This window comes from Dactylosporangium cerinum (assembly GCF_042653625.1).
GTDB classification, from domain to species: domain Bacteria; phylum Actinomycetota; class Actinomycetes; order Mycobacteriales; family Micromonosporaceae; genus Dactylosporangium; species Dactylosporangium cerinum.
This window is the reverse complement of sequence record NZ_JBHSIU010000086.1, coordinates 142182-159534: the sequence shown is the minus strand read 5'-3', so window position 1 is coordinate 159534 and position 17353 is coordinate 142182. Positions and strand designations below refer to the sequence as shown.

General features: G+C 72.0%; 12 protein-coding genes. 4 read left to right on the top strand and 8 right to left on the bottom strand.

Annotated elements, in window-relative coordinates:
* Positions 1 to 42: 42 nt before the first annotated feature.
* Entirely contained in the window at positions 43 to 1296 is a 1254-nt protein-coding gene (locus ACFPIJ_RS49730; protein ID WP_380126483.1) for a phosphatidylserine decarboxylase, read from the top strand.
* 330 nt (positions 1297 to 1626) lie between these two features.
* Here ACFPIJ_RS49730 and ACFPIJ_RS49725 read toward each other — a convergent pair whose 3' ends face one another.
* The 5 genes from ACFPIJ_RS49725 to ACFPIJ_RS49705 all read right to left on the bottom strand — a co-directional run bounded on the left by ACFPIJ_RS49725 (position 1627) and on the right by ACFPIJ_RS49705 (position 7879).
* On the bottom strand, positions 1627 to 2586 hold the full coding sequence (locus tag ACFPIJ_RS49725) for a CDP-alcohol phosphatidyltransferase family protein (protein WP_380126583.1): 960 nt from the start codon (positions 2584 to 2586) through the stop codon (positions 1627 to 1629).
* 308 nt (positions 2587 to 2894) lie between these two features.
* Complete coding sequence (locus ACFPIJ_RS49720) at positions 2895 to 3605, bottom strand: NUDIX hydrolase (protein ID WP_380126482.1); 711 nt, start codon at positions 3603 to 3605, stop codon at positions 2895 to 2897.
* A gap of 4 nt (positions 3606 to 3609) precedes the next feature.
* The gene (locus tag ACFPIJ_RS49715; RefSeq protein ID WP_380126481.1) at positions 3610 to 4545 is read right to left on the bottom strand and encodes an NUDIX domain-containing protein; all 936 of its coding nucleotides are present in this window, start codon (positions 4543 to 4545) and stop codon (positions 3610 to 3612) included.
* Between the two features lie 61 nt (positions 4546 to 4606).
* Entirely contained in the window at positions 4607 to 6157 is a 1551-nt protein-coding gene (gene guaA / locus ACFPIJ_RS49710; RefSeq protein ID WP_380126480.1) for a glutamine-hydrolyzing GMP synthase, read from the bottom strand.
* 39 nt (positions 6158 to 6196) lie between these two features.
* Positions 6197 to 7879, bottom strand: coding sequence for an FAD-dependent oxidoreductase (locus ACFPIJ_RS49705; RefSeq protein ID WP_380126479.1), 1683 nt, complete (start codon positions 7877 to 7879; stop codon positions 6197 to 6199).
* Positions 7880 to 7996: 117 nt separating this feature from the next.
* On the opposite strand from ACFPIJ_RS49705, the gene ACFPIJ_RS49700 reads away from it, so the two are divergent.
* On the top strand, positions 7997 to 9211 hold the full coding sequence (locus tag ACFPIJ_RS49700) for a M48 family metalloprotease (RefSeq protein ID WP_380126478.1): 1215 nt from the start codon (positions 7997 to 7999) through the stop codon (positions 9209 to 9211).
* Here ACFPIJ_RS49700 and ACFPIJ_RS49695 read toward each other — a convergent pair.
* Positions 9201 to 10466 (bottom strand): ABC transporter substrate-binding protein, encoded by a 1266-nt coding sequence (locus ACFPIJ_RS49695; RefSeq protein WP_380126477.1) that lies wholly within the window; start codon positions 10464 to 10466, stop codon positions 9201 to 9203. The two genes, ACFPIJ_RS49700 and ACFPIJ_RS49695, sit on opposite strands and share 11 nt — an antisense overlap.
* 201 nt (positions 10467 to 10667) lie before the next feature.
* Here ACFPIJ_RS49695 and ACFPIJ_RS49690 point away from each other — a divergent pair, with 201 nt between their 5' ends.
* Together ACFPIJ_RS49690 and ACFPIJ_RS49685 are read left to right on the top strand one after the other, a co-directional pair.
* The gene (locus ACFPIJ_RS49690; RefSeq protein WP_380126476.1) at positions 10668 to 13790 is read left to right on the top strand and encodes a nitrate- and nitrite sensing domain-containing protein; all 3123 of its coding nucleotides are present in this window, start codon (positions 10668 to 10670) and stop codon (positions 13788 to 13790) included.
* Complete coding sequence (locus tag ACFPIJ_RS49685; RefSeq protein WP_033357615.1) at positions 13787 to 14206, top strand: roadblock/LC7 domain-containing protein; 420 nt, start codon at positions 13787 to 13789, stop codon at positions 14204 to 14206. The genes ACFPIJ_RS49690 and ACFPIJ_RS49685 overlap by 4 nt, the downstream gene beginning before the upstream one ends.
* A 377-nt stretch (positions 14207 to 14583) precedes the next feature.
* On the opposite strand, the gene ACFPIJ_RS49680 is transcribed toward ACFPIJ_RS49685, so the two are convergent.
* Both ACFPIJ_RS49680 and guaB read right to left on the bottom strand, forming a co-directional pair.
* Positions 14584 to 15702 carry a GuaB3 family IMP dehydrogenase-related protein gene (locus ACFPIJ_RS49680; RefSeq protein WP_380126475.1) on the bottom strand — a complete coding sequence of 373 codons (1119 nt, stop codon included), beginning with the start codon at positions 15700 to 15702 and terminating at the stop codon, positions 14584 to 14586.
* A 59-nt stretch (positions 15703 to 15761) separates the two neighbouring features.
* Positions 15762 to 17264: an IMP dehydrogenase gene (gene guaB, locus ACFPIJ_RS49675; protein ID WP_380126474.1), complete on the bottom strand. Its 1503-nt coding sequence runs from the start codon at positions 17262 to 17264 to the stop codon at positions 15762 to 15764.
* Positions 17265 to 17353: the final 89 nt, after the last annotated feature.

The window sequence follows — 17353 nt, the reverse complement described above, 5'->3', positions numbered from 1 at the left end:
CCGCCGGCCCTACTTTGTCTTTTTTTGAGGAGCCCTTCAGACATGACCCAGTCTCCCGTTGGTGGCGCGTCCGGCGTCTCCCGCCGCCCGATCCAGATCGGTGACCGCGCCGCCCGGGTCCTCGCCAGCGAGCTCGCCCGCCACGGCGGACCCAAGACCGGCCTCCTCGTCGGCGCGGCCGCCGGCTCCGCCACCCTCGCGGCCGCCATCGACGCACTGCTGCCCGACGACCGGCTGACCGTCGTCGCCGGCTCCATCGGGGGCACCATCACGCTGCGCGAGCACATCGAGCGGCAGGGCCGCTGGGTGACCGACCGGACCCGCGTCGTCGAGTCCCACACCGAGGCCGAGCCGGCCGACGTCGTGATCCTCGCCGAGCCCCTGGCCGGCAGCGCCGACGAGGCCCGGGCCGTCCTCGCCGACCTGACCAAGCTCGTCAACCCCGGCGGCGTCCTCACCGTCGTCGTCCCGGCCACCCGCCTGCCGAGCGGCGCCGCCGACGAGGTGGAGCGCCAGGCCGCCCTCTACGGCGTGGGCAGCGACCTCGTCCTGCGCAACGTGCCACCGGTCCGCGTGCACCGCCTCCGGCACACCCCGGCCCACCACGCCGCGGCGCACAACCTGCTGCCGGCCTTCCGCCCGTCGAGCGTCCCCCTCACCCGCGGCATGAACATCGACTCCAACGGCGTCGCCGCCGCCGGCATCGCGCTCGGCCTGGCAGCTCTGGCGAAGGCCGCCCGCCCGAAGTCGAAGCTGTGGCTGATCCCGGCCCTCGCCGCCGCCCCGGTCGCCGCCTTCTTCCGCGACCCGCAGCGCGACGTCCCCGAGGACGCCAACGCCGTCGTCGCCGCCAGCGACGGCAAGGTCCTCGGCGTCGAGCGCCTGCACGACAAGCGCTTCGGCGACATCGAGTTCCTCCGCATCGCGGTCTTCCTGTCCGTCCTGGACGTCCACGTCAACCGCGCCCCGGTCGCCGGCAAGGTGGTCGACTACTTCGTCGAGGACGGCGGCTACGCCGCTGCCATGAAGCCGGAGGCGGAGCACAACGTGGCGGCGTACACGCTGCTGGAGACGGCGCACGGCCCGGTCGCGGTCGTCCAGCGCACCGGCCTGATCGCCCGCCGCATCGTGCAGCGCGCCCCGGTCGGCTCGCTCCTCGCCAAGGGCGAGCGGTTCGGCCTGATCCGGTTCGGCTCCCGCACCGACGTCTACCTCCCGGCGGACAAGGCCACCCCGGCCGTCGCCCCCGGCGACCGCGTGGTGGGCGGCGCGACGGTGATCGCGAACTGGCTCTGATCCGACCCGCACCACAGCTGCAGGAGGACCGGTCCAAGCACCATCGGACCGGTCCTCCGCCGTGTCACCTGTCGTGATCGAGGGCGGGCCCGGCTATCAACACGACCCGGACCGCGGCGCAGGTCGGGGCCGCCCGGTCCTGGGCTTTCCGGTGAAGCCAACACCTTCCAGCTGGACAAAAGCCGCATTCAGCACCCGACGGTACAGACTCCGCGGCGCAACCCATGATCCAAGGACCGATCAGCACCGGGAGGCTGCGGTCGGGAAATATGCGCAAACGCCCCACGTCCGGAGGACCGGAGGCGGGGCGCCTGGTGTCGCGGAGCTGTGTCAGGCGGTGACGTGGCGGCGCTGGCGGAGCCAGAGGACCGGGCCGCTCACCAGGTACGCCAGCACCACCGCGACGAACGTCAACCGGAAGTCGACCAGCGCGCCGACGACCGGCAGGACGAACAGCCACGGCGGGAGCTTCGCCAGGCGGGCGAGCTTGGCATACGGGAAGCTCGACACCATCGCCAGGCCCAGGACGGCGACGCCGGCCACCCGCAGGACGGGCGGCATCTCCGGGGCGATGAGCGTGGCCAGGGCGAGCACCGCCGCGCACATGGTGGTCGGCACGCCGCAGAAGAAGCGGCCGTCCTTCGGGGACACGTTGAAGCGGGCCAGGCGGATCGCGGCGCAGGCGGCCACGAGCGCGCAGGCCGGCATCAGGACGGCCGCCGGGGCGGAGTCGTTGAGCCAGGCGTAGACGACGACGGGTGCGGCCAGGCCGAAGGAGCACATGTCGGCGAGGGAGTCCATCTGAGCGCCGAACGGGCTGGCGACGCCGAGGCGGCGGGCCAGGAAGCCGTCGAGGCCGTCGAAGATGACGCAGGCGATCAGCAGGGTGGCCGCGACGCGGACGTCGCCGTGGTTGACGGCGATGAAGATCGCGGCGAGGCCCAGCAGGAGGCTGCTGATGGTGCAGGCGTTGACAAGGGCGAAGCGGATGCGCCGGGCGACGGTGCGCTCGCCGGGCAGCAGCGGGATGCTGAGGCCGGGACCTTCGTCGGGAGCGATCGCGAGGGGCGGCACGGCCGGGCTGACCGGCGCGACAGACACCACGTCTCGTGACAGTCCGTCACGGCGCCGCATACGCAGCCGGGGGAGCCGGACCCTGCCCTCACGGGCGTCGGTCTCAGTCGGCGGCGGCATGAGCAGTGCGGTGGCGCCGGCGACGTTGCCGTCACCGCGACGACCGACCCGCCCGGCGAAGAGCACCTGGCGGGCAAGCGAACCGCTGCGTCGCAGCCGCCCTGCCCACTGCCGGCCCCCTCCGGGGCGCGGACTGTCCGTGGTGCGTCGTCGCTGCCAAGGTGCTCTCGGCACTGATCCTCCATGCAGGAACGGGGTTCCCACGGTCGCATTCGAGGGCGTTTTGCCCCTAGTTGCCCGTCTTCGCGAGACTGTCTCGCGATCTACACCATCGCATATCGTGTCGCGCTTGGCGATGGCTCAGATAGGAACCCGCCTAGAAACATGCTCTTCCAGGGCTTACGCCGGACTACTCAGCGTAGTACCAAATTCACCTATAATTTATCTTAACGATCACGATCACTTTACGGTCGTGGGAGTGAGGCGGCCCACTGGACGACCTCGGTGACGTGAAGAGCAGGCAGCTCGGCGCGGGTGAACCAGGCCGCCGCGGCGGTCGAACCGCCGGCCGCCTCGGTCACTCTGGGTGTGGTCGGCGAGGGCACCAGGACGCGGTACAGGGCGCGCACCGCGTGCCAGTTGATCGGGTACCCCTCCGGGCCGATCGCACCGGGGTTGCGCCGGTGCGTGACGCCGAGCAGCGAGACGATCTCGCCCTGCTGGGCGGTCTCCTCGATCAGCTCGCGCAGCAGCGCCTCGGACGGCTGCTCGCCGGGGTCGGTGCCGCCGCCCGGCAGGTGCCACTTGCCCGCGCCCGGGTAGCCCGGCGCGATCCGGGTGAGGAGGACGTTGTCCGACGGGTCGGTGACGAAGCCGTACGCGGCGAAACGCTGCCCGGTCGGCAGTCCGTTGGGGTCCGGGCGCTCGGTGAAGTCGCCGACCGCCGCGCCGGGCGCCAGGGCGACCTCGAAGACCACCCGGTCCTCATGGAGCTCGGGTGTGATCACGGCGTGCACGTCGAGCACCGACAGCACCACGACGGACAGGTCGGCCTGTTCGACGAAGTGCCGGACCATCGCGGTCGTGGGGCTCTCGCCGTGGCGGACCGGTCCCCCGATGTCGTCGGTGCCGCCGGGACGGCGACCGTAGACAGTGATCATCCGGGATGCGCTCATGATCTCAGCGTAGGCCGACCCCTCGCAGCGCCTCCTCGGTGACCTCCGTCAATGCGAGTTCGTCCAGGTCCTCGGGGTCGAACCAACGGGCGTCCGCGGTGGAGCCGCCGACGTCGTGGATCACCGGGCGGCTGGAGCGGGCCACGTGGACGCGGTAGAACGCCCGGACGCCGTGCCAGTCGATCGGGTAGCCCTCGGGGCCGAGCTGGGCCGCGTCCCGGTGCGAGGCGACGCCGAGCAGCTCGACGATGCGGCCCTCCTGGCCGGTCTCCTCGACCAGCTCGCGGATCAGGGCCACCCCGGGCTGCTCGCCGAAGTCCGTCCCGCCGCCCGGCAGGTGCCAGGAGCCGCCGCCGGGGTACCCGTCGGAGATGCGGGTCAGCAGGACGCGGTTGCGCCGGTCGGTGCACACGGCGTAGGCGGCGAAGCGCTGGGCCCGGTGCAACCCGTCCGGGCCGGGCACGGCGTAGAAGGACGGCACCTCGGGCACGCCGTCGGGGCGCAGGTCGACGGCGGCCTCGACCAGGCCGAGCGCGTCGGCCGTGAACCGGCGCAGCGGCAGCTGCTCCGCCTCCTCGCGGGTGACCCAGCGGGCCAGGTCGGTCGGCTGGCCGACCCGGTCGCGCAGCGCGCCGCCCCGCATCGTCACCTCGTAGATGAGGCGGTCGGTGTGGATCGTGAGGCCGCGGTCGGGCAGTGCCCGCATGTCGGCGATGACGTCGCGCAGGTGGGCCACCGCGACCGACAGGCCGGTCTCCGCGGCGGTCTCCCGCACGACGGTGTCCACGGGGTTCTCACCGTGGTCGACGGCGCCGCCGGGCAGCGACCAGACTCCGGGCGTGCCGGACTTCGCCGACGCCCGGACCAGCAGGAACTCGTCGGAGTCGGCGATGACGCAATAGGCCGCGATGCGTCGGAGCGGCTGTAACGCTGGAGTCACGGAGATAAATTGTCCGGCAATTCCAGCCAGTCGCAAGGGCGACACTGACCTGAACGGGGATTCATTCCCATTCAATAGTGCCCGGAGGCTTGGACGTAACGTCCACGACCACCCGGTTGACCTCCCGGACCTCGTTTGTTATCCGGGTGGAAATCTTCGCGATGAGCTCGTGCGGCAGCCGGGACCAGTCGGCGGTCATGGCGTCGTCGCTGGAGACGGGGCGCAACACGATCGGGTGACCGTAGGTGCGGCCGTCGCCCTGGACGCCGACGCTGCGCACGTCGGCGAGCAGCACCACCGGGAACTGCCACACCGAGCGGTCCAGGCCGGCCGCGGTGAGTTCCTCGCGGGCGATCAGGTCGGCGGCGCGCAGGATGGCGAGGCGCTCCTCGTCGACCGCGCCGATGATCCGGATCGACAGGCCCGGGCCGGGGAACGGGTGCCGCATGACGATCTCCTCGGGCAGGCCGAGGGCGGCGCCGATCGCGCGCACCTCGTCCTTGAAGAGCGTCCGCAGCGGCTCGACCAGCGCGAACTGCAGGTCGTCCGGGAGCCCGCCGACGTTGTGGTGGGACTTGATGTTGGCGGTGCCGGTGCCGCCGCCGGACTCGACCACGTCCGGGTAGAGGGTGCCCTGGACGAGGAACTCGACATGCTCCTCGGCCTCCAGGTCGCGGGCGGCCTGCTCGAAGACCCGGATGAACTCCCGGCCGACGATCTTGCGCTTCTGCTCGGGGTCGATCACGCCCGCGAGGGCGCCGAGGAAGCGCGCGGAGGCGTCGACGACCTTCAGGTTGATGCCGGTGGCCGCGACGTAGTCCTTCTCGACCTGCTCGGCCTCGCCGGCGCGCAGCAGGCCATGGTCGACGAAGACGCAGGTCAGCTGGTCGCCGACGGCCTTGTGGACGAGTGCGGCGGCGACGGCGGAGTCCACCCCGCCGGACAGCGCGCACAGCACCCGCTTGCTGCCGACGCGGGCCCGGATCGCCTCGACCTGCTCCTCGATGATGTTGTTGGACGTCCAGGTGGGCTCGATGCCGGCGATCTCGTAGAGGAACCGGCGCAGCACCTCCTGGCCGTGCGGGGTGTGCGCGACCTCGGGGTGGAACTGCACCCCGGCGAGCCGCCGGGAGACGTCCTCGAACGCGGCGACCGGCGCGGCGGGCGAGCCCGCGGTGACCGTGAACCCGGGCGGGGCGACGGTGACGCAGTCACCGTGGCTCATCCACACCGACTGGGCGTCGGGCAGGCCGCGCAGCAGCACGCCACCGTCGATGATGCTCAGCGGCGTCCCGCCGAACTCACGCAGGCCCGTGTGGCTCGCCTCGCCGGCCAGGGCGACGGCCATCGCCTGGAAGCCGTAGCAGATGCCGAAGACCGGCACGCCCGCGGCGAACAGGGCGGGGTCGACCTGCGGGGCGCCCTCCTCGTAGACCGAGGAGGGACCACCGGACAGGATGATCGCGGCCGGGCCCTTGGCGAGCATGTCCGCGACCGGCATCGAGTGCGGGACGATCTCGGAGTAGACATGCGCCTCACGCACCCTGCGGGCGATCAGCTGCGCATATTGGGCCCCGAAGTCGACGACGAGAACCGGCGGCGGCGTGGTCATGCCGTCGAGCCTAGTCGGCACCCCGACGTGACCTGCGTCTCAGGGCTGTTCTTGCAGCGGTTGCGGCGTGGGTACAGGGGTGAGCCGCAGCTGGCCGGGCGCACCGGCCGGAACGGCCGGATTGTCCGGCGGGACGGGCGGCACCGGCTGGTACGCCTCCCCGAGCGGCGGCCGCGGGTCGGGTTCGCCGCGGTTCGGCCACATGGACATGGCCCGCTCCGCCTGGGCGGTGATCGTCAGCGACGGGTTGACGCCGAGGTTGGCGCTGACCGCCGCGCCGTCGACGACGTGCAGCCCGGGGTGGCCGTACACGCGGTGGTAGGCGTCCACGACCCCGCGCTCCGGCGAGTCACCGATCGGCGCGCCGCCGAGGATGTGGGCGGTGATCGGGATGTTGAAGACCTCGGACCAGCTGCCGCCGGGCATGCCGCCGATCTCCTCGGCGAGCAGCCGGACGGCCTGGTTGCCGGCCGGGATCCAGGTCGGGTTCGGCTCGCCGTGGCCCTGCGACGTGGTGAGCTTGCGCCGGCCGGTCCAGCCGCGGCGCAGCCGGACGTTGAGGGAGTTGTCCAGCGACTGCATGACCAGCGCGATCACCGTCTTGTGCGACCAGCGGCGCACCGACAGCACCCGGGTGTGCCGGATCGGGTGCCGGAAGAAGGCGCCGAACCAGCGCAGCGGCCGCCACGGCCCGCCGTCGGTGAGGACGGTCTGCAGCAGGCCCATGGCGTTGGAGCCGGGGCCGTAGCGGACCGGCTCGATGTGGGTGTGCGCGTCGGGATGGAACGAGCTGGTGATCGCCACGCCGTCAGTGAAGTCGACGTCCTTGCGCAGCGAACGGGCGCCGACGATCGACTCGGAGTTGGTCCGCGTGAGCGTGCCGGCCGTCGCGGAGATCGCGGGCAGGTGGCCGTCGGCGCGCATCCGCAGGAGCAGCTCCTGCGTGCCCAGGGCACCCGCGGCGAACACGACCTGGCCCGCGTGGAACGTCCGCCGGTCCCGCCGGCGACCCGTGCCGCGGGTGTCGATGCGGTAGCCGCCGTCGTCAGGTCGCACCGACGCCACCGTCGTCAACTGATGCACCTCCGCGCCGAGCCGCTCAGCCAGATGCAGGTAGTTCTTGACCAAGGTGTTCTTCGCCCCGACCCGGCAACCGGTCATGCAGGCGCCGCAATGCTCGCAGCCGTGCCGCAGCGGGCCGGCCCCACCGAAGTACGGGTCGACGCCGGACCTGCCGAAGTAGACCCCGACGGGGGTCTGGTGGAAGGTGTCGCCGACGCCCATCCGTTCCGCGACCGCCTTGATCGCCACGTCGGCGCGGGTCATGCGGTGGTAGACGCTGACGCCGAGCATGCGTTCGGCCTGGTCGTAGAACGGCGCGAGCTCAGTGCGCCAGTCGGCGATGTCGCGCCACTGCGGGTCGTCGTAGAACTGCTCGAGCGGCCGGTAGAGGGTGTTGGCGTAGATCAGCGACCCGCCGCCGACGCCCGAGCCGGACAGCACCAGCACGTTGCGCAGCAGGGTCAGCCGCTGGACGCCGAAGCAGCGCAGGGCGGGGGCCCACAGGAAGTGCTTGGCGTCCCACGACGTCTTGGGGAACTCGTCGTCGGCGAAGCGCCGGCCGGCCTCCAGGACCGCGACCGAGTAGCCCTTCTCGGCCAGGCGGAGCGCGGTCACGCTGCCGCCGAAGCCCGAACCGATGACCACCACGTCATATCGCACGCCTCATGGTGACCCACCGGTAAGTTACTGGGAAGTACCTATTTTGGCATCGGCGGGTGTCAGTCCAACCGTCGCGCCTCCCTGGACACCGGCGCCGGGTGCGGCACACTGAGGCACATGGCGAGACTTCCCGGCGGCCTGCCCGCCTGGCGTGGTCGCCGGCTGCTGCGCGGTGCCGGCACGGCGCACGGCGGCCCCGGTCCCGCCACCGTGAGCGCCGCCCGGCACGCGGCCCTGCACTCGTTGGTCATCGAGGCGGCGAAGTACGCCGACGCCCCGCCGCCGGTGGCGGTCGCCCTCACCGGATCGGGCACGGTCCACTGGACCGGCGCGGTCCTGCGCGTCGGGCTGCCCCTGGTCTGGGGCCTGCCGGCCGATCATCTGCGCATCCTGCTGGCGCACGAGCTGGCGCTGCCGGACACGAAGCACGCCGACCTGGTCCGTGGCCTGCTCGCCGCCCGCGCCGCCGGCACCGACCCGAAGCTCCTCGCCGCGACCGGCACCCTCCAGCTCGCGGTCGAGCAGGTCCGCGACGCGGCCGCGATCGCCGCCGGCGGCGGTGGGCTGTCCGGGGTGGAGGACGCCGCCGCGGCCATGCTGCGGGCCGCGACGATCGAGACCGCGTTCGCCGCGTTCGCCGCCGCCGAGGGCCGCCGCCTCATCGCCGCCGACGGCCCGGAACCGGGCCCGGCGCCGGTGCGCATCGCCGACCTGCACGCCGGGTGGCGGCTGCGGCTGGAGCGGTGGGGCGCGCCCACCGTCGACGGCGCCGCGCTGCTCGACGAGGTGCCGCAGCGGCACCCGGGGCTCGCCGCGGACCTGCGGGCCCTCCACGAGGTCCCGAAGCCCGGACTGGCCACGGACGCGATCGCCCTGGACTCGCTGACCGCCGAGGAGGAGCAGGCCCTCGCGGCCGAGGTCATCGGCGGCGACGGCACCTGGACGCGCTTCGAGCATCTCCCCGTCGAGGTGTACGGCGGCGAGGTCGAGCGGCAGGCCCGTGAGTACGTCCAGGCGGTGCGCGCGGTGCTCGGCCGCGACCCGGACGGCCGGGACGAGCTCGCCGGCACCCTGCTGCGCCGGCCGGTCGACGTCGAACGGGCCCGCCGCGGCGAGGCGTTCGGCAGCGAGACCGGGGAGGACCCGCCGGCACCCCCATGGATGGGCGTCGTGCTGTTGTCGGTGCTCGTCGAGTACACCCTCCTGAAGAAGGAGTGGCGGCGCGAGCATCCGCTGGTGGCCCGCCGGCTGGTCGCCCCGGACGGCGAGGTGCTCGATCTCAACGAGCTCTACCGGCAGCCGGACGAGCTGCGGCGGCTCCTTACAGGCTGAGCGTCGGGGTCGCGGCCAGCTCGATCGGGTGGATCACCTGATAGCCGTTGGGCACGTGCTGCTCGATGACGCCGGCGGCGAGCTGGTTGTAGCCGCTGCCGTCGAACCGGATCCCGTTCCACGGCATGACGGTCTGCGTCGCCGGCAGTGACATCTGCTGCACCGCGTTGCGGATCACCGGCGGGCTCGGGTCGGCCACGGAGTCCATCGCCAGCGCGAGCATCATCGTCGCGGTGAAGGCGGCCGCGGCCACGTCGGTCATCTTGGTGTGGAACGCCTGCTCGAACATGCCGCCGACGATCCTCGCGATCGGGTTGCGCCCGGCGAACTCGCTGGACCAGCCGCTGGCCCGCAGCACCTGGTTGTTGCCCTTGATCGCGTCCAGCGCGCCGACGCCGGGGCCGAACGCGATGACCGGCGCCTTGCCCTTGAGCCGGCCGGCGAGCTCGGCGGCCGCGGCCGCCTCCTGCGCGTTGGTCACGATCGCGAGGACGGCGTCGCCCTTCTTGACGAAGTCGCTGTCACCGGCGCCGTCAGCGGCCAGGGTGATCTGCTCCTTGTCGCCGATCGCGTAGCCGGCGGCGAGGCTCAGGTCCGCGATCGAGGTGCGCACGCTGGCGATCTCGTCGCCGGTCGCGCCGCTGGCCCGGCCCGACGCGGTGATGACCCGGCTGAACTGGCTGTCGCCGTTGCGCTCGCGGTAGAGCAGGGCGAGCGCGGTGGACACCATCTGCCGGTCGCTCGGCTGGATCCGGAAGTGCGCGGCCCGGTTGAGGTCGACGAACGTGTCCGCGGTGCTCAGCGCGTCGACGAGCGCCACGCCGATGGTGTCGGTCTCCCGGCCGGCGGGTGCGGCGACGTCGAGCGTGTCGGCCAGGATCAGGCCCACGGCGCCGTCGTGCACGAGGCGCGACGCCTCCTTCTCGACCTTCTCCGGCGCGCTCTCGGTGTTGCCGACGACGAGCGAGAGTTTCGCGCCGTTGCGCAGGCCGACCCCGGTGCTCAGCGGCAGGTTGATCGGCAGGTCCTTGACGTCGTTGTTGACCATCTCGATGGCGAGCTTGGCCCCGAGCTGGGCCTGCTGGCCGATCGCGGCATTGGGCCCGGTCGTGGAGACGAGCAGGCCGATGGCGAGCGTCGCGGGGATCTTCGGCGCGGGGCTGCCCTTGCTCGTGCAGCCGGTCAGCAGCAGTGCCGTGACGGAAACAGCCGCGGCGAACACGGCCATTGCGGGCCGGCGGCCGTGGATGTGCACGACAGAGGACTCCTTGGGACACGCGGCAGGTCGGACGGCCGTATCCTTCCTGTCTGGTCGATGCGTTTCAACCCCGGTGTCGAGCTTCGAGTAATGTGACCTGCACCACAATGACGTGGTTGGACAGATGTCGCAACCCTGGTTTGATAAGGCTCGCACGCTGCTCAGGCAGCGCGATGACGCATGCGAAAGGTGTGAGGGGTGCAGACCTTCGCTTCGCCACCTTCATCGAGGGCTCCCGCCGTCGTCATGAAGGTGAACAGCCACCGGCGACGCAGGCCAGGGGAGCCGCAGCGACGCAGCGCGTCGCTGTTCCGGGTCCGCGACTGGCGGGTGCCGACCAAGCTCGCCGCCGTGCTCGTGCTGCCCGCCGTGGCCTTCCTGGTCATCGCAGGGGTTCAGATCAATGCCTCCGTGCAGGACGCCTCCAAGCTCGACCAGTTCGCCCAAGGGGTCAAAGTCGGCCGCCAACTGACCAATCTGATCCACTATCTGCAGCTGGAAAGGGACCGAACGGCTGGAGTTCTCGCCAAGTCGACCACCGTGCAGGCGCCGGCCGGATCGACTTCCAGCAATCAGGAGCTGTCGGCGAACTACGCCGCCACCGACGCGGCGCTGGCCGCCTTCTCCAAGGCCGCGCGCCCGCTGCTCGCCAACCCGATCTTCAACCAGTCGCAGAACCGGGTCAGCGCCGACTTCGCGGACCTGTACCTGGTCCGCGAGGGCGTGAAGCAGCGGTGGCTGCGCCAGGAGGCGGTCTTCGACCAGTACTCCTCCACCATTCAGCACCTGTTCGAGCTGGTCCCCGACCGCCCCGACATCGGCGGCGACTCCCAGTCGGTCGCCGAGGTCTCCTCCCTGATGGACCTCGCCCAGGCCAAGGAGCTCAAGGACCAGCTGCGCGGACGGATCTTCGCGGCCGCGAGCGCGGGCAGGTTCGCCCCCGACGACTTCGAGACGTTCTCGGAGATCCAGGCGCGGCAGGTCGCCGCCGTCGAGCAGTTCCGCGGCTCCGCCAGCCCGCGGCACCTCGCCCTCTACGACCGCAATCTGCGCCAGCCCTCGGTCGGCACCGTCACCCGGCTCCAGCAGCAGGTCATCTCCCGCGCCCGGGGCGCCGCCGTCGGCGTGACCCCCGAGGAGTGGTGGCTGGCCAGCACCAGCGAGCTGGACTACATCCGCACCATCGAGCAGGAACTGCTCGAGGACGCGATCGAGGGCGCCGGCAACCGCAGCACCGCCCAGCGCACCGACGCCATCGTGGCCACGTCGGTGATCGTGCTCGTCATGCTCGTCGCGCTGCTGCTGTCCTGGCTCATCGGCCGGTCCATGGCGCGCTCGCTGCGGCAGCTGCGGGCGCAGGCCCTCGACGTGGCGCAGCACCGCCTGCCGGAGGCCATCCAACGCCTGCGGACCCTGCCCAGGGGTGAGACGGTCACCGTCGACACCACCACCAGGGTCCGCTCCACCGACGAGATCGGTGAGGTCGCCGACGCGTTCACCGCCGTGCACCGCAGCGCGGTCAGCCTCGCCGTCGAGCAGGCCGTCATGCGGCGCAACGTCAACTCGATGTTCGTCAACCTGGCCCGCCGCTCGCAGACCCTGGTCGAACGTCAGCTGCAGCTGCTCGACCAGCTGGAGTCCGCCGAGACCGACCCCGACCAGCTGGCGAACCTGTTCCGGCTGGACCACCTCGCCACCCGCATGCGGCGAAACGACGAGAACCTCCTCGTCCTCGCCGGCAGCGAGGCGACCCGGCGATGGGCGCAGCCGGTCTCGCTGTCCGCGGTGACCCTGGCCGCGATGGCGGAGATCGAGCAGTACGCACGGATCCGCCACGACGTGGCGACCGACATCTTCGTCGTCGGGCACGCCGTCTCCGACATCGTCCACCTGCTCGCCGAGCTGCTGGAGAACGCCACCACGTTCTCGCCGCCGGACACGGTCGTCACCGTCGCCGGCTGGCCCGCGAAGCAGACCAAGGAAGCCACGATCGTCATCGAGGACCGCGGCCTCGGCATGACCGAGTCCGGTCTCATCGACGCCAACGACCGCGTCTCCGCCCCGATCGCCATCGACGTCGCCGCGTCCGAGCGGATGGGTCTCGTCGTCGTCGGCCACCTCGCCGCGCGGCACGGCGTCCAGGTCCGGCTCGACGCCACCGACGAGGGCGTCACGGCGTACGTGACCCTCCCGGCCCGCCTCCTGGCCGCCCCGCCGGAGGGCGCCGGGCTGTACCACGGCAGCGGCAACCGCATCGCCGGCATGTCACGCCTGCCGATCGCCGCCGAGAGCGACCGCCCCGGCGCGACGGTGATCTCCATCGAGGACGCCCCGACGGCGGTGCTGGCGGCGCTGCCCGCCCGGCCCAGCCTCGCGGGCGCCGACGACGACGTGCCGGCGGTCGCCGCGCCGCCCCTGCCCTCGGCGCCGGTCGCGGTGACGACCTGGCCGGTCGCCTCGTCGGCCGCGGCCGCTGCGGCTTCCGCGTCGGCGTCGGCCGACTCGGACGTCGTGCCGGGCCAGCGGGTCCCGTCCAACGGCACGACCGTCCCGGGCGTGCCGGTCTCCGCAGTTCCCGTGTCCGGGGCGCCGAGCTCCGGGGCGCCGGTCTCCGGCGTGCCGGTGTCGGGTGCACCGGTGTCCGGCGTGCCGGTCTCCGGGGGCGCGATGCGCGGCGCGCCCGTCTCGGGTGTACCCGTCTCCGGTGTGCCCGTGTCAGGTGTGCCCGTGTCGGGTGTGCCCGGTCAGGCTGCCGGCGGCAACGGCACGCCGGGTGCCGGCGCGACCAACGGAGGCGCGACCAACGGTGGCGCGCCCGGTGCACCGGTTTCCGGGGTTCCCGCCACGCCGGCTGCCGCGGCACCGGCCTCCGGGCCGCTCGCGCAGCGGCCGTCGAACGGCGGGCCGGCCGCGGCGCCGGCGCGGCGCGGACCCAGCCGGGCCGAGGACATCATCGGCGCGGCGGCGCGGGGCAACGCCGCGCCACCGGCCAAGGGGACCCGGTGGTGGTCGAAGGCCGGCGCGGGCGACGCGCCCGCGTCGACGACACCGTCGGTCCCGGCCCAGCGCACCCCGGTGACCGCGGGCACGAGCGCCAGCGGACTGCCGATCCGGGTGCCGCTGGCACAGTTGCCGGGTGACACCGGGCAGGCGTCCATGCCGGACGTGACGCAACCGATCATGGTGGCATCGCACACCGAGCCGGACCCAGCGAGCGTCAGCAGCATGCTCACCCGGTTCTACAGTGGCGTGCACCGAGCCGCGAACGAGGATGAGGTACCCACGGTGCCGATCAACGATCATCGAGGGAGCACGGCGTGACCCTGAGCCAACAAGCACGGGACCTGAGCTGGTTGATCAACGCCTTCACCGAACGGGTGCCGGGCATCGCGCACGCGGTGGTGGTGTCCTCCGACGGCCTGCTGGTCGCGGTCTCGGACCATCTGCCCCGGGACAGCGCAGACCAGCTGGCCGCCGTGACGTCGGGCCTGGTGAGTGTCACCAGCGGTGCCGCCCGCATCTTCGACGGCGACGAGGTCAAGCAGACCGTCGTCGAGATGGGCCAGGGCTTCTTCCTGGTCATGACGATCCGCGACGGTTCGATCCTCGCCACCCTTGCCGGCCGCGAGGCCGACATCGGCGTCGTCGGCTACGAGATGGCCCGGCTCGCCAAGCAGGCCGGCGAGATGCTCACCCCCGCGCTGCGCGCCGAGCTCCAGCAGGCCCTCCCCCGCTGACCGCACCCGAGCGAAGGAGCGCAGTGGTCGCCCGCCCGACCCACGCGCTCCTTCGATCAAGCGCGGGCGTGGAAGATCGCTGGTTGCGGTTCGCGTAGGGGTTCCGACCAGCCACTGGCCCGTCCGTTCGACAGGGTTGCGTGGTCACCGCGACCGCCGAAGGCGCCGGGCGGTCGCGTGGACGGCCACGGCGCTCCTTCGATCATGGGCGGCGGCGAGAGGTCACTGTTTCGGCGCTGGCGCCACCCGGTCTGGCGATCGCCGGGCTTCGTTCTCAGCCATGATCGGTGCTGGCGTGCCGAACCGCGATCGGCTGGAACGCGAACGGCCCGGGCCGGGGGAACCGGGCCGGGCCGTCCACGACGGGGTGGAACGGGTCAGCGGTCGAGGACCAGGCCGACCTTCTGGAACTCCTTCAGGTCGCGGTAGCCGCACTTGGCCATCGCCCGCCGCAGGCCGCCGAACAGGTTGAGCACGCCGTCGGGGTCCTCGGACGGCCCGTAGAGCACCTTGTCGAGGGTGCCCAGGGTCTCCTCCGCGGACCCGAACGAGCCGCGGGGCAGCTTCGGGTGACTGGCGGCGGAGTGCCACCAGGCGCCGCCGGCAGGGGCGGAGTTGCTGCGCGACAGCGGCTCGCCGACCATGACGGCGTCGGCGCCGCAGCCGAGGGCCTTGGCGATGTCACCGGACGTCTGCAGGTTGCCGTCGGCGATGATGTGGACGTAACGGCCGCCGGTCTCGTCCAGGTAGTCGCGGCGGGCGTCAGCGGCGTCGGCGATCGCGGTCGCCATCGGCACCCGGATGCCCAGGACCCGGTCGGTCGTCGACCACTCGTCGGCGCCGATGCCGACGATGACCCCGGCCGCGCCGGTGCGCATCAGGTGCAGCGCGGTCTGGTAGTTGGTGCAGCCGCCGACGATGACCGGCAGGTCCAGGTCGGCGATGAACTCCTTGAGGTTGAGCGGCTCGTCGGTCGTCGACACGTGCTCGGCGGAGACGAGGGTGCCCTGGATGACGAGCAGGTCGACGCCCGCGTCGAGGATGACCGGGGCCAGGGCGAGGGTGTGCTGCGGTGAGACGCGCACGGCGACGGTGACGCCGCCGTCGCGGATCTCCTTGACCCGCTCGCCGATGAGCTCCGGCTTGATCGGCTCGGCGTAGACCTCCTGGAGGCGCTTGGTGGCCTGCGAGTCGTCGTCGAGGTCGGACAACTCCTCCAGGATCTTGCTCGGGTCGGCGTAGCGGGTCCAGAGACCCTCGACGTTGAGCACGCCGAGCCCGCCGAGGCGGCCGAGCTCGACCGCGGTCGCGGGGCTCATGATGGCGTCGGAGGGGTGCGCCACGCATGGGATCTTGAACGGATACGCGTCGAGCTGCCAGTTGGTCGACACGTCGTCGACGTCACGGGTGCGCCGTGTCGGGACGATCGCGATGTCGTCCAGGTGGTAGCCACGCCGGGCGCTCTTACTCAGCCCGATCTCGACCACGTCACGCATTTGCCGCTCCTGCCATTGTTGGGCACTGCTGGGGGTGTCCGCGCTTCGCGCGGGTTGCGCTACCGCGAGTGGTAGTTGGGTGCCTCGACGGTCATCTGGATGTCGTGCGGGTGGCTCTCCTTGAGCCCGGCCGCGGTGATCCGGATGAGCTGGCCCCGCTCGTGCATGTCGGGGACGGTGGCGGCGCCGACGAAGCCCATGCCGGAGCGCAGACCGCCGACCAGCTGATGGGCCACCGCGGAGAGGGGGCCGCGGAAGGGGACCTGGCCCTCGATGCCCTCGGGCACCAGCTTGTCGTCGGACAGCACGTCGTCCTGGAAGTAGCGGTCCTTGGAATACGACCTGGCCTGGCCGCGGGACTGCATCGCGCCGAGCGAGCCCATCCCCCGGTAGGACTTGAACTGCTTGCCGTTGATGAAGATCAGGTCGCCGGGGCTCTCCTCGCAGCCGGCCAGGAGGCTGCCGAGCATGACGGTGTCGGCGCCGGCCACGATCGCCTTGGCGATGTCGCCGGAATACTGCATGCCGCCGTCGCCGATGACCGGCACACCGAGCGGCGCGCAGGCGCGGGAGGCCTCCATGATGGCGGTGATCTGCGGCACGCCGACGCCGGCGACGACGCGGGTCGTGCAGATGGAGCCCGGGCCGACACCGACCTTGACCGCGTCGGCGCCCGCTTCGGCGAGCGCCCGGGCGCCGGCATAGGTCGCCACGTTGCCGCCGACCACGTCGACGGTGGTCTCCTTCTTGAGCCGGGCGACCATCTCGACGACCTGCCGGTTGTGCCCGTGTGCGGTGTCGACCATGACGATGTCGAGGCCGGCGTCGATCAGCGTGCGGGCCCGCTTGTAGGAGTCCTCGCCGACCCCGACCGCGGCGGCGACCCGGAGCCGGCCGGCGTCGTCCTTCGTGGCGTGCGGGAACTTCTCGCTCTTGGAGAAGTCCTTGACCGTGATCAGGCCGCGGAGCTTGCCGGCGTTGTCGACGATCGGCAGCTTCTCGACCTTGTGCTTGCGCAGCAGTGCGCGGGCCTCGTCCTTGCTCACCCCGACGAGCGCGGTGTAGAGCGGGGTGACCGTCATGATGTCGCGGACGGGCGTGGCCGGGTCCGAGACGAACCGCATGTCACGGTTGGTGACGATGCCCACCAGCTGGCCGGCGGCGTCGACGACCGGGACACCGGAGATGCGGAAGCGCCCGCAGAGCCGGTCGACCTCGCCGAGCGTGTCGTCGGGCGAACACGTCACCGGGTTGGTGACCATTCCGGCCTCGGACCGCTTCACCAGGTCGACCTGCTGCGCCTGGTCCTCGATCGACAGGTTGCGGTGCAGCGTGCCGATGCCGCCCTGCCGTGCCATGGCGATCGCCATCCGGGCCTCGGTCACCGTGTCCATCGCGCTGGAGACCAGCGGGATGCGCAGGGTGATGTTCCGGGTGACGTGGCTGGAGGTGTCGACGGCGCTCGGCACGACGTCGGACTCACCTGGCAGCAACAGCACGTCGTCGAAGGTCAGGCCCAACGGCAGAACGTCAGGTCGCGGCGAGAAATCCATGAAGCGCATCCCAGCTCTCGGTCGTCCGGCGGGTGCGTCTCATCGTACTTCCGCCCCGGCGGCGCACCCCTCCGCCATAGCCGGACGTGCCCTGGGTA

Coding starts and splice junctions, on each gene's coding strand:
- ACFPIJ_RS49700 (WP_380126478.1), top strand. CDS start 7,997: ATGGCGAGACTTCCCGGCGGCCTGCCCGCCTGGCGTGGTCGCCGGCTG.
- guaB (WP_380126474.1), bottom strand. CDS start 17,264: ATGCGCTTCATGGATTTCTCGCCGCGACCTGACGTTCTGCCGTTGGGC.
- ACFPIJ_RS49720 (WP_380126482.1), bottom strand. CDS start 3,605: ATGAGCGCATCCCGGATGATCACTGTCTACGGTCGCCGTCCCGGCGGC.
- guaA (WP_380126480.1), bottom strand. CDS start 6,157: ATGACCACGCCGCCGCCGGTTCTCGTCGTCGACTTCGGGGCCCAATAT.
- ACFPIJ_RS49680 (WP_380126475.1), bottom strand. CDS start 15,702: ATGCGTGACGTGGTCGAGATCGGGCTGAGTAAGAGCGCCCGGCGTGGC.
- ACFPIJ_RS49730 (WP_380126483.1), top strand. CDS start 43: ATGACCCAGTCTCCCGTTGGTGGCGCGTCCGGCGTCTCCCGCCGCCCG.